Raw genomic sequence first — 12,426 nt, 5'->3', positions numbered from 1 at the left:
GTGGCAGGATTGCCGACGTGCCTGGATACAACCTCACCCAGCAGGAAGCAGCCGGCCGCGCGGCCATCATCGCGACGGACAGCTATGCGATCGACCTCGATCTGACGCTCTCCCCGGAGACGTTCCGGAGCGTGACGACGGCCCGCTTCCGGTGCGCCGAACCAGGCGCGTCGACCTTTATCGACCTCATCGCTCCGAGCGTGCAGGCCATCACGTTGAACGGCCGCGCGCTCGACCCGGCGGACCACTTCGACGGCACCCGCATCACGCTGCCCGACCTGGCGGCGGATAACGAACTCATCGTCGACGCGACGGCGGCCTACATGAACTCCGGCGAGGGCCTGCACCGTTTCGTGGACCCGGTCGACCAGGAGGTCTACCTCTATACGCAGTTCGAGGTTCCCGACTCCCGGCGCGTCTTCACCGTCTTCGAGCAGCCGGACCTCAAGGCGACCTTCGAGTTCACGATCACCGGACCGGCGCACTGGCAGGTGGTCTCCAACTCCCCCACCCCCAATCCCGAGGCGCTCACCGAGGATCGAGCCGTATGGCGCTTCGCCCCCACCCCGCGTCTCTCCAGCTACATCACTGCCCTGGTGGCCGGACCGTATGACGTGGTTCGCGACGAGGTGACCACGCGCGCCGGGGTCATCCCACTCGGGATCTTCTGTCGCAAATCCCTGCGGGAGTACCTCGACGCCGACAACGTCTTCGCGTGCACGAAGGCGGGCTTCGCCTACTTCGAGGAGATGTTCGACTGCGCCTACCCGTTCGCGAAGTACGACCAGCTCTTCACGCCCGAATACAACATGGGCGCGATGGAGAACGCGGGCTGCGTGACCATCAACGAGATGTACGTCTTCCGGGGCAAGGTCCCGGACGCCCTGGTCGAACGCCGCGCGCTGACGATCCTGCACGAGCTGGCACACATGTGGTTCGGCGACCTGGTGACCATGAAGTGGTGGGACGACCTGTGGCTCAACGAGTCGTTCGCCGAATGGGCATCGACGTCGTGCCAAGCCGAGGCCACCGAGTGGTCGGACGCCTGGACGACGTTCTGCACGCACGAGAAGGCGTGGGCCTACCGTCAGGATCAGCTCTCGTCGACGCATCCGATCGTCGCCGACATCAACGACCTCCACGACGTCGAGGCCAACTTCGACGGCATCACCTACGCCAAGGGGGCCAGCGTCCTGAAGCAGTTGGTGGCCTATGTGGGCCGCGACGCGTTCGTCACGGGGCTGCGGAGCTATTTCGCCGCGCACGCCTGGGGTAATACCGTCCTCGGCGACCTGCTCACGCAACTGGAGAAGTCCTCCGGACGCGACCTGCGCGCCTGGTCCGCGATCTGGTTGGAGACGGCCGGAGTCAATACGCTGCGCCCCGTCGTCACGACTGATGACCACGGCCTGATCAGCTCGGCGGTCATCGAGCAGACGGTGGCCTCCGGGGACGACCGCGTGCGCCCGCACCGGCTCGCGGTCGGTCTCTACGACCTAGACGGCGAGGCCCTGGTGCGCACCGACCGGATCGAGCTCGACGTGGACGGCGCCCGGACCGAGATCCCGCAGCTGATCGGGCGCGCGCAGCCGGACTTGCTGCTCGTCAACGACGACGACCTCGCCTACGGCAAGATCCGCTTGGACGAGCGCTCGCTGGCCACCGCCTTGGCTCACCCGCGCGGCTTCGAGAACTCGCTTGCCCACTCCCTCGTCGTGGCGTCCGTGTGGGACATGACCCGGGACGGGGAGATGTCGGCCACGGCATACCTCCCGTATGCGATGGCGATCATCGCCGGCGAACGCGACTCCAATCTGTTGCGGACGATGCTCGCCCAGGTCCAGACCTGCCTGGTCGGCTATCTCGCACCGGAGCACCGAGACGAGGCGTGGACCGGTGTCCTCGCCCGCTTGCGGGATCTCATCCCCGCCACCGAGCCGGGCAGCGACGCCCAACTCCAGATCGTGACCGCGTATGCCGCGTTGCTCCGCCCCGGCGACGACACCACGTTGATCTCGGGGTTGCTCGACGGCAGCGACAGTGTGTCGGGACTCTCCATGGACACCGACATGCGCTGGGGCCTGCTGACAGCACTCGGTGCCACCGGGGCGGCCAATGTCTCGGACTTCGACGCCGAACTCGAACGCGACAACACGGCCACGGGCCGCGAGCGGCACGCCCGCGCGCGCGCCAGCCTGCCAACCGCCGCCGCGAAGCAGGAGGCCTGGGCCGACGGGGTCGAGAACCCGGACACGCGCAACTCGGTCATCGAAGCGCTCGCCATCGGCTTTCTGCGCGGCGCGGACACCTCCTTGTTAGTGCCCTACATCAACCGGTTCCATGAGGCGATCCTCCCGGCGTGGAACTCCCGGACCTTCTCGACACTGGAGTCGATCAACGCGTTCTATCCGTGGGTGCTCGCCGGGCCCGAACTCCGCTCGGCGACGCTGGCCTGGCTGGAGGAGCATGCGGAGGCTCCCGCGGCCTTGCGCCGGATTCTGCGCGAGAACCTCGACGGCGTCGAGCGTGCCATGCGGGCTCAGGCGCGGGACGCGGCCTCGGCGTGAGCCCGGCCCTGGCCACCCTGGACTGGAATCACGCCTGGGACTGGTTCAACGACGCGCCGATCCGCGTGGTCGCCACGATTGTGGCGGCGGTCGCCCTGCGCTGGGTGCTGCACCGCGTGGTGAGCCGAGCCATCGCCCTGGCCATCAGCCAAGGCGATCGCGACAAGCAAGGTCGAGCCGGGCGCGTATTGGCGCATGCGGCCGGCTGGGACGTCGAGCGGCATCGTCAACGCCTGTCGACATTGGGCACGCTGCTGCGCAGCATCATCACCTTCGTGGTGGCGGGGGTGGCCATCTTGACGGTGATGTCGCTGGTGGGCATCCCGTTAGCGCCGCTGCTGGCCTCGGCCGGTGTCGGCGGGGTCGCGCTCGGCTTCGGCGCGCAAAGCCTCGTCAAGGACTTCCTGTCCGGGATCTTCATGATCATGGAGGACCAGTACGGCGTCGGCGATGTCGTCGACGTTGGCGAGGTGGTCGGCACCGTCGAGGACGTCTCGCTGCGGATCACGACGCTGCGCGACGCGAATGGCGTGACCTGGCACGTGCGCAATGGCGAGATCCTGCGGGTCGGCAACAAGAGCCAAGGGTGGGCCCAGATCCTCGTTGATCTGCCGGTCTCCTATGACGCCGACGTGGAGGCCGCCCTGACCGCGCTCGATCGCGTCGCCGCCGCCTTCGCGGGCGACCCGGCCTGGTCGGACAAGGTGCTGGAGGCACCGACTGTCCTGGGCGTGGAATCCATCTCCGGCAATGCCCTCACCCTGAGGATGCTGGCGAAATGCATTTCCGGAGAAGAGTTCGGCGTCCAGCGGGAGTTGCGCCGCCGTGGGAAGGCGGCCCTCGACGAGGCGGGCATTTCCGGACCGTCTCCGCTCGCCATACCCCCTGGGACCGGAGGTGTCCGATGACCGAGTCCATGTCGTTCTTCGAGGCCGTCGGCGGCCACCGGACCTTCGAGCGGCTCGTGGCGCGCTTCTATGCCGGGGGAGGATCTCGGGCCGGCCGCCGATCGGCTGCGACTATTCCTTGAGCAGTATTGGGGTGGCCCCACGACCTACTCCGAGGAGCGCGGACATCCGCGGCTGCGCCTGCGCCACCATCCGTATGCCGTGACTCCCGACATGCGCGATCGCTGGCTCCTGCACATGATGGACGCCGTCGACGACCTCGCCCTCGACCCCGCGCACGACGCGATGCTGCGGGACTACCTGACCCGCGCGGCATACTCCCTGGTCAACACGCTGGACTGACTCACGTCGGCGGCGTGAGAGGGTGCCCGCGCTCGGCGAGGACGTCGGCGAGCACGTCGATCCGGTCGGTGACGAGCCCGTCGACGCCGAGATCGAGGAGCCGGTGCATCTCCGCCGGGTCATCGATCGTCCAGATGTGGACCTGCTTGCCGAGCGCGTGGGCACGGCCGAGCAGACCTTCGGTGAACGTGCGCAGCGCCCGCCCGCGCAGTTCGTGGGTGACGGGGATCTGCAGGACCGGGGCGCCGGAGTGCAGGAGCCGGCTGACCAGATGCGGGGTGAAACGCAGCGCCACGACCCCCCGGGGTCCGGCCGAGGTGGCCAGTCGGGTCCCGCCGCCCGCGCGCAACTGGGTCAGCCGTTTCGCTGAGAAGGACGCCAAGCACACCCGGTCATAGGCGTTGTGCCGCGCGACGGCATCCAGGAGCGGGGCGACGGCGCCGGGAGCCTTGCAGTCGATGTTGAAGCGCGTCTCCGGGAAGGCGTCGAGGACATCGTCCAGCAAGGGAATCGCATCGCCGCCGACGGTGCGGGCGCGGTCGACCTCGGCATACGGCAGGGAGGCAATCGCGCCCCGCCCGTCGGTGACGCGCTCCAGGCGGTCGTCGTGGAAGGCGACGAGGCGGCCGTCGGCCGTGGCATGGACATCGGTCTCGAGGTAGCGATAGCCGAGGGAAACGGCCTCCGCGAAGGCCGCGATCGTGTTCTCCCGGCCGATATTCGGCGCATAGAAAGACCCGCCACGATGCGCGAGCGCGATCGGCCCGTCGTTGTCGAAATACGGATGGTCGGCGGCGCGCATTACCTACTCCGACAAGGCCGCCCAGACGGTGGTGTCCGTCGGCACACCCTCGTCCACAAGGGGTCCGGAGGCCACCAGCACCTCGGCGCCGGCCGGCAGGGCGACGGGCTCGGCACCGAAGTTCACGACCACCAGCGTCGGGTAGGCGTCATTGCGACCGGTGTTGACGAACGCCAGCACGTCGGGGTCGGCGTAGTCCTCGACGAACGAGAGCGAGCCGAGGCCGAGTTCCCGCTCATGCCGGAGCCGAAGCAGACTTCGGTAGAGCTCCAGCGTCGAACCCTCGACGCCGTCTTGGGCGTCGGCGGCCAGCGGAGCAAAGCTGTCGGGCTGCGGCAGCCAGGTCTTGCCGGTCGGCCCGAAGCCTAGTCCCGGCTCCCCGGCCGCCCACGGCAGCGGCACCCGGCAGCCGTCCCGGCCGGCCTGCTCCTTGCCGGTGCGCAGATAGACCGGGTCCTCGCGGAGTTCGTCGGGCAGTTCGGTCGCCTCGGGCAGGCCGAGCTCTTCGCCCTGATAGACGTATGCCGAGCCGGTGAGCCCGAGCATCATCGCCGTCCCGGCCCGGGCCCGGCGCAGTCCGAGCTCGAGGTCAGGCTGGGGATCGGTGGCGAAGATGCCATTGGGGCGGCGCTCGCCGACCGGGAGGGCGAGCCGGGTCGCGTGCCGCACGACATCGTGATTGCTCAGGACCCACGTCGCCGGCGCCCCGACGGTGTCGCAGACGCGCAGGGAATCGGTGATCACGCGTCGATAATCCGCTGCGCGCCAGGGACATTCGAGGAAGTAGAAGTTGAAGGCTTGGTGGAACTCGGTGGGGCGGACGTACAGGGCCGCGCGCTCCGGGGGGTGCACCCAGGCCTCGGCACACAGGATGCGGTCGGGCTCGCCATACGTGTCCAGCAGGGCTCGCCAGGACTCGAAAATGGCGTGGACCCCGTCCTGGTCCCACATCGGCGCGTTGGCCGTGGGCTGGACGTCGGCATCGGCATTCATCTGGTCGTGGGTGCCGTCGTAGTCCGGCAGGCCGGGCTTCTTGACCAGGCCGGCGGCGACGTCGACGCGGAAGCCCGCAACGCCACGCTCGCCCCAGAAGGAGAGGATGTCGAGGAACTCTTGATGGACCTCCGCGTTGTCCCAGTTGAAGTCTGGCTGCTTGGTGTCGAAGAGGTGGAGATACCACTGCCCCGGCGTGCCGTCCGCCTCCGTCACGCGGGTCCAGGCGGGACCGCCGAAGACGGACTCCCAATTGTTCGGCGGCTCCCAGCCACCGTCGCCATGGCCGTCGCGGAACATGTAACGCGCGCGTTCGGGGCTGCCGGGCGGGCTGGCCAGGGCCGCCTGGAACCACGGGTGCTCATCCGAGGAGTGATTGGGCACCAGGTCGACGATGATCTTCAGCCCCAGCTGCTCGGCATCCTGCAGCAGACCCTCGAAGTCCGCCAGGGTGCCGAACAGCGGGTCGATGTCGCGGTAGTCGGCTACGTCGTAACCCGCGTCCGCCTGGGGTGAGACGAAGAACGGGGAGAACCACACGGCGTCGACACCGAGGTCCTTGAGGTAACCCAGCTTCGCGCGGGCACCGGGCAGATCACCGATGCCATTGCCGTCCCCGTCGGCGAACGAGCGCGGATAGATCTGATAGATCACCGCATGCCGCCACCAGGCGGCGTCGTCGGCGTCGTGGTCGTGGACGGGCGTCAAGGACAGGCTCACGACGGGCTATCCCACCACATCCGGGGCGCCCCGACGCAAGTCGGTATCAGGCCGATCGCAGCCGCTCGATCAGTTGAGCGACGGCGCCGGCGCCGCCGGCGACGTGCCAGCGGAAGCCTCGGTGCTCGACCGTCTCGGCCACCCCGCCGGCCCCGAGCACGAGTGCAACGCCCGGATACCAGTCCCACTCGGCTGTCGAGTGCTGCAGGAAGGCGCCGAGCCGGCCCGTCGCCACGCGGGCGAGGTCGCAGGAGCCGGACCCATTCATCCGCAGGGTCGCGCTTCCCGCGCAGGCGGCTAACCACGGTTGCAGCGCATCCGGATTGGCGAGATAGGTGGGGTGGAGGTAGGTCGCCAGGGATAGCTGCGCCAGCGGCACGTCGGCCAGCCGCGGCAGGCGGGACCCGTTGAGCCAGGCGGCAGCTCCATCTTCGGTCACGTGCCCCAGCCAGGTTCCCTCAACGCTGTCCTGACGGATTGCGCCGATGAGGTTCGCCCCCGGTCCCTGCAGCGCGACGGCGCTGCACCAGCTCTCCAGTCGGGAGGCGTAGTTGTAGGTGCCGTCGATGGGATCGATGATCCACCGCCGGCCGCTGGCGCCGGTCGTGCTGGTGCCTTCCTCGCCGAGGATGCCGTCGGCCGGGCGCAATGCGCGGATGGCGGCGGCGATGTCGGCCTCCGCCTGGGCGTCGGCCTGGGTCAGGAAGTCGGACACCGAGGTCTTGGTTTGCCGCGTGAGTTCGCCGCCGAGCCAGTGCGAACCGATCACCCCACCGCGCCGCACCAGCGCCTCGGCTAGCCAGCGGTCGTCGTCGCGCTCCGCCGCGCGTGCCAGGTCGGCCAGCCAGTCGTCGACGGGGAGCAGAGCGGCACCGTGGTCGCGCGTCATGGCCTCGACCCTAGCCGCCGCCCGCCCCCTCCCGAACTTGAGCACGTCTTACGCACTTGAGATCGCCTCGTAAGGCGTGCTCAAGTTCGGGAGGGCAGGGGTGGGGAGGTCGGGTGCGGCGAGTCAGGACCGGGCGAGCGCGTGGCCGCCGGGGGCGGTCAGGCGCCACCACCGGCCCGCGCGCAGCAGGGTCACTTGTTCCTGCGGGTGCACAAAACCCAGGCCGTATGCCGCGAACGCCAGCCCCGCCGGAGCCGGCGACTCACCCAACGGCTGTGCCCAAACCCGGGAGCGCAGCGCCTCCACCTGCGCCGCGAGCCCGGTGCCGGCCACACCCACCTCGGCGATGCCCGCCTCGGCAGCCGCGATGACGTCGGTGCCGGGGAACGCGGCATACGGGTCCCATCCGGAGCGGGGCGGGGTGATCCCCGCCCACGGCACGAACACCGACATCGGCGGTATGGGGAGCCCCGCCTCCCCCGGGTCGCTCCCGTCCCGCGCGAGCCGATCGAGGATCGCAGCGGCAGGCACCGTGACGTCGACCTCGGTGGGTTCGGCGAGGCCGAACACCCGCAGGCCGAGGGTGGCCCCGGAGCCGGTGACGCCCCGACCCGGCAGCACGCCGACATAGGCGGCCAGAACGGGGCCGGCGGCCAGGAGCCGGACGGCGGCCTCGGGGTCGAGGCGGCGGGCACGCGCAGCATACGTCCGAAGGTCGTCAAGGCTCGCGGCGTCGGCGAGGAGGAGGTCGCTCATCGGCGTCGCCACCGGAAGCGCACGGTCTCCCCGGAGAGGTCGCGCAATCGATCCCGGACGTCGGCGCTCAGCCGGCGCGGCCGCCCGGTGTCGAAGTCGAAGGCGACGAGCCCGGATTCGGCGCGGGCATACAGACCGGTGCCGACCTCCGGTGGGTCGACCATCTCGTAGGCAACGTCGAATCCCGTCGCGGTGATTGCTGTGGGCCACAACCGAATTCGGACGGGCGCGGGGCGGAAGACGAGCGGCGCGAGGTACTCGATTTCGTGGCGATTGACCACGATGCCGCTGTCGAGCATGTCGTGATTGCCGAGCCAATCCGCTAAGGCGGCGACGCGCGCATCCTCCAAGAGACGCAGAAACTGGACGTTATTGACGTGGCCATAGGCGTCCATATCGCTCCAGCGAAGGGCGACGTCAACGGCATACTGACTGACGGGCATGGGTCTATTGGACACCCGCATGGGACGACAAGGCGACGCCTAAGGTGGTCGCGTGGACGACGGCACCGAGCAATCAATGGAGACCCTGCTGCGCCTGCTCGATCTGGAGGAGATCGGCACGGCGACGCTGCAGGGGGGTGACGCGAGCGGCGAGGCCGAGCGGGCACTCGGGACGCGCGAGTTGCGTGTTTTCACCGGGCCGAGCCAACGCACGCCGCAAGAGCGCGTTTTCGGTGGCCAGGTGCTCGCGCAGTGCGTGATGGCCGCGGGTCGCACCGTTGCCGATGTCGCCCCGACGCGGCGGATCCACAGCCTGCACGGCTACTTCATTCGGCCGGGTGACGACAAATTGCCGATCGAGTTCGCGGTCGAGGATCTGCGGGATGGAAATTCCTTCTCTACCAGACGAGTTCACGCGATGCAGCGCGGACAAGTCATCCTGGGCATGTCGACGTCATTCCAGGAGCCGGCCGGAGGACTCGATCACCAGACGCCGATGCCGCACGTGCCCGAGCCGGAGGAGACGCCGGAGCCGGAGCACCTTGATGCGGGGTGGCGTCGGCGCCGGCTCATCGAGTTGCGGCACGTCGAAGGCGACCTGTATCGCGAGAGTGTCGAGGCGGCCGCCGCCAGCCAAAACGTGTGGATGCGCACGCGCGGGCAGCTGCCCGACGACCCACTGCTGCACGCCGCGGTCTTGACCTTCGCCTCCGACTACACCTTGTTGGAGGGCGTCCTCCGGCGCCACGGCATGGGTTGGCTCGACCCCCGACTGCGCGTGGCGAGCCTCGATCACGCCATGTGGTTCCATCGCGAGGCGCGGCTCGATGACTGGCTCTTGTATGCCGAGGACTCCCCCTCCGCCCAAGGCGGACGCGGGCTCGGCATCGGCCGGATGTACAGCCGCGACGGCTTGTTGGTCGCGAGCGTGGCTCAGGAGGGCATGGTCCGCGTCAAGGGCGCGTAGGCGGCCCCGCGCGGCGGGATCAGGCCGCGATCGGCCGGACCGCGCAATACCAGGGTGCTGCGCGCCTCCACGCGCACGGTCGACCCGGCACGGCGAATCTTCTTGTTGATCGACGTGGCCGCCGTGTCGATCTCGACGAGCCATGAGGCACCGAAGTCCTTGCGCGGCAATGTGAAATCGAGCGACTCGTAGTGACCATTGAAGATCAACAGGATGTTGTCGCCGCGGATGGGTTGCCCGCGCCGATCGGGCTCGGGGATGGCCTGGCCGTTGAGAAAGACCATGATCGAGCGCGCGTAGCCATTGCTCCAGTCACCCTCGCTCATCTCGACGCCTGCGGGGGTGAACCACGAGATGTCGTGGATGTCGCTCTCGCCGCCATGATTGGCGCTGCCGGCGAAGAAGCGGCGCCGCCGGAAGACCGGCTGCTCCCTTCGCAGCTGCACGACCCGTCGGGTGAAGTCGAGCAAGTCCGCCTGGCGCTCGGTCAACTCCCAGTCGATCCAGGTGAGTTCGTTGTCCTGGCAATAGGCGTTGTTGTTGCCGTCCTGAGAGCGCCCGATCTCATCACCGTGGGCGATCATCGGGACGCCCTGTGACAGCAGCAGCGTGGTCATCAGGTTCTTGTGCTGGCGATCGCGCAGCGCGATGACGTCCGGGTCGTCGGTCGGGCCCTCGACACCACAGTTCCACGAGCGGTTGTGACTCTCGCCGTCGCGATTGTCCTCACCATTAGCCTCGTTGTGCTTCTGGTTGTAGGACACCAGATCCCGCATCGTGAAGCCGTCGTGGGCGATGACGAAGTTGATCGAGGCAATGGGCTTGCGGCCGGAGTGCTCGTAGAGGTCAGAACTGCCGGTCAGCCGCGAGGCAAACTCCCCGATCGTGGCAGGCTCACCACGCCAGAAGTCGCGGACGGTGTCGCGGTACTTGCCATTCCACTCGGTCCACAGGGGTGGGAAGTTGCCGACCTGATAGCCGCCCTCCCCGATGTCCCACGGCTCGGCGATGAGCTTGACCTGGCTGACGATCGGGTCCTGCTGGATGAGGTCGAAGAAGGCCGACAGCTTGTCGACCTCGTGGAACTGGCGGGCCAGGGTGGCGGCGAGGTCGAAGCGGAAGCCGTCGACGTGCATCTCGGTGACCCAGTAGCGCAGCGAGTCCATGATGAGTTGGAGCACGTGCGGGCTGCGCATGAGCAGACTGTTGCCGGTGCCGGTCGTGTCGTAGTAGTGCGCGCGGTTGGTCGACACGAGCCGGTAGTAGGCCGCATTGTCGATCCCGCGGAAGGCCAGGGTGGGGCCGAGATGGTTGCCCTCGGCGGTGTGGTTGTAGACCACGTCGAGGATGACCTCGATCCCGGCTTCGTGCAGCGCCTTGACCATGGCCTTGAACTCGAGCACTTGCTCACCGCGCGTGCCATAGGCGGCATAGCCATTGTGCGGGGCGAAGAAGCCGATGGTGTTGTAGCCCCAGTAGTTCGACAATCCCTTGTCCTGCAAGTGAAAGTCGTTGACGAACTGATGCACCGGCATGAGTTCGACGGCCGTGATCCCGAGGTCCACGAGGTGGGCGATGATCGCGGGGTGACCCATCCCGGCATACGTCCCGCGGATCTCTTCGGGAATGTCGGGGTGGAGCATCGTCATGCCCTTGACGTGGGCCTCATAGATGACGGTGTTGTGGTACTCGTGGCGCGGGGCGCGATCCTGACCCCAGTCGAAGAATGGGTTCACGACGACCGATAGCAACGTGTGGCCGAGACTGTCGACCTCGTTGCGCTCGCCGGTCGTTCCCCGATCGACGTCGGTCATGGGGTAGCTGAAAAGCGACGGATCGCCATCCATCGTCCCGTCGATCGCCAGGGCATACGGGTCGAGCAGGAGTTTGGTGGGGTCGCAGCGGTGGCCGTCGAGCGGCGCATACGGACCGTGGACGCGGAAGCCGTAGCGCTGCCCCGGCTGCAGGCCGGGGAGATAGCCGTGCCAGACGAAGCCATCAACCTCGGGCAGGCGAATGCGCTCTTCAGCGCCGTCGTCGTCGATGAGGCAGAGGTCGACGGCATCGGCGATCTCGGAGAACAGGGCGAAATTGACACCGGAACCGTCATAGGTCGCGCCCAATGGGTAGGGCCGACCGGGCCAGATCTGCACGAAGACCTCTCGCTAAGGTGACAGGCGAACGCCTTCAACCTATCCGAGACCGGCAGGAGCACAAAGATGAACAAGTCCCAGGTGGCCATCGTCACGGGGGCCGCCCGCGGCATCGGCGCCGCCACAGCGCAGCGCCTTTCCCGCGATGGGTATGCCGTGGCCGTCGTCGATCTCGACGAAGCGGCCTGCGGCGCCACCGTCTCGGCCATCGAGGCGGCCGGGGGGCCGCGCGCTCGCCGTCGGCTGCGATGTCAGCGACGCCGCCCAGGTCGAGGCCGCCATCACCCGCATCGCCGACGAGCTGGGCGCGCCCGTCGTCCTGGTCAACAACGCCGGGATCATCCGCGACAACCTGATCTTCAAGATGACCGAGTCCGACTGGGACGCGGTGATGAATGTGCACCTGCGCGGAGCCTTCTTGATGACCAAGGCCTGCCAGGCGTTCATGACGCAAGAGAAGTTCGGCCGCATCGTGAACCTGTCGTCGTCGTCGGCGCAGGGGAACCGCGGGCAGGCCAACTATTCGGCCGCGAAGGCGGGGCTGCAGGGGTTCACCAAGACGCTGGCCATCGAACTCGGCCGATTCGGGGTCACCGCCAACGCGGTGGCGCCGGGGTTCATCCAGACCGACATGACCGCCGCGACCGCAGAACGCATGGGTATGCCGTTCGAGGACTTCCTGACTGCCGCAGCCAAGCAGATCCCCGTCCAGCGCGTCGGCCAGCCGGACGACATCGCCGCGATGATCTCGTTCCTGTGCTCGCCCGAGGCCGGTTTCGTCTCCGGCCAGGTGATCTACGTGGCCGGCGGCCCCCTCGACTGACCCCGGCCGCCCCTCCGAACTGCTGCTAGCAGCAGTTAGTCAACTGTGGACACCTTGCAAGGT

The 12,426-nt window shown here is 68.1% G+C and carries 9 protein-coding genes and 2 pseudogenes; 5 read left to right on the top strand and 6 right to left on the bottom strand.

The genetic code is table 11. From position 1 onward, the window contains the following. The first annotated feature begins 17 nt into the window (after positions 1–17). The 3 genes and pseudogenes from pepN (at position 18) to BN13_RS11105 (ending at position 3,817) form a co-directional block, all read left to right on the top strand. A complete protein-coding gene (pepN, locus tag BN13_RS11115) occupies positions 18–2,567 on the top strand; it encodes an aminopeptidase N (RefSeq protein WP_048549097.1) in 2,550 nt (849 codons plus the stop codon). Further along, a complete protein-coding gene (locus BN13_RS11110) occupies positions 2,564–3,475 on the top strand; it encodes a mechanosensitive ion channel family protein (RefSeq protein ID WP_053079775.1) in 912 nt (303 codons plus the stop codon). The genes pepN and BN13_RS11110 overlap by 4 nt, the downstream gene beginning before the upstream one ends. Positions 3,476–3,483: 8 nt before the next feature. Next, positions 3,484–3,817, top strand: a pseudogene (locus tag BN13_RS11105) (globin domain-containing protein). Between the two features lies 1 nt (position 3,818). On the opposite strand, the gene BN13_RS11100 reads toward BN13_RS11105, so the two are convergent. The 5 genes from BN13_RS11100 to BN13_RS11080 all read right to left on the bottom strand — a co-directional run bounded on the left by BN13_RS11100 (position 3,819) and on the right by BN13_RS11080 (position 8,420). Next, complete coding sequence (locus tag BN13_RS11100; RefSeq protein ID WP_048546844.1) at positions 3,819–4,619, bottom strand: glycerophosphodiester phosphodiesterase family protein; 801 nt, start codon at positions 4,617–4,619, stop codon at positions 3,819–3,821. Positions 4,620–4,622: 3 nt separating this feature from the next. Continuing rightward, positions 4,623–6,332, bottom strand: coding sequence for a glycoside hydrolase family 13 protein (locus BN13_RS11095; protein ID WP_048546843.1), 1,710 nt, complete (start codon positions 6,330–6,332; stop codon positions 4,623–4,625). A 46-nt stretch (positions 6,333–6,378) separates the two neighbouring features. After that, a complete protein-coding gene (locus tag BN13_RS11090; RefSeq protein ID WP_084733706.1) occupies positions 6,379–7,221 on the bottom strand; it encodes an inositol monophosphatase family protein in 843 nt (280 codons plus the stop codon). A 123-nt stretch (positions 7,222–7,344) separates the two neighbouring features. Further along, on the bottom strand, positions 7,345–7,977 hold the full coding sequence (locus BN13_RS11085) for a hypothetical protein (protein WP_048549094.1): 633 nt from the start codon (positions 7,975–7,977) through the stop codon (positions 7,345–7,347). Continuing rightward, positions 7,974–8,420, bottom strand: a complete 447-nt coding sequence (locus BN13_RS11080; RefSeq protein ID WP_048546842.1) for an acyl-CoA thioesterase — start codon at positions 8,418–8,420, stop codon at positions 7,974–7,976. Before BN13_RS11080 ends, BN13_RS11085 begins: the two co-directional genes overlap by 4 nt. 52 nt (positions 8,421–8,472) lie before the next feature. Between BN13_RS11080 and BN13_RS11075 the strand changes: the two genes are divergently transcribed. Beyond that, positions 8,473–9,387, top strand: coding sequence for an acyl-CoA thioesterase (locus BN13_RS11075; protein ID WP_235434020.1), 915 nt, complete (start codon positions 8,473–8,475; stop codon positions 9,385–9,387). Here the strand turns inward: BN13_RS11075 and glgX are convergent. Further along, positions 9,354–11,540, bottom strand: coding sequence for a glycogen debranching protein GlgX (gene glgX, locus BN13_RS11070; RefSeq protein WP_048546840.1), 2,187 nt, complete (start codon positions 11,538–11,540; stop codon positions 9,354–9,356). The two genes, BN13_RS11075 and glgX, sit on opposite strands and share 34 nt — an antisense overlap. Positions 11,541–11,606: 66 nt before the next feature. Here glgX and fabG point away from each other — a divergent pair. Continuing rightward, positions 11,607–12,363: pseudogene (fabG, locus tag BN13_RS11065) on the top strand (3-oxoacyl-ACP reductase FabG). Positions 12,364–12,426: the final 63 nt, after the last annotated feature.

The organism is Nostocoides jenkinsii Ben 74, from assembly GCF_001046875.1.
Lineage (GTDB): Bacteria > Actinomycetota > Actinomycetes > Actinomycetales > Dermatophilaceae > Nostocoides_A > Nostocoides_A jenkinsii.
This window is presented reverse-complemented; position numbering and strand designations above follow the sequence as displayed.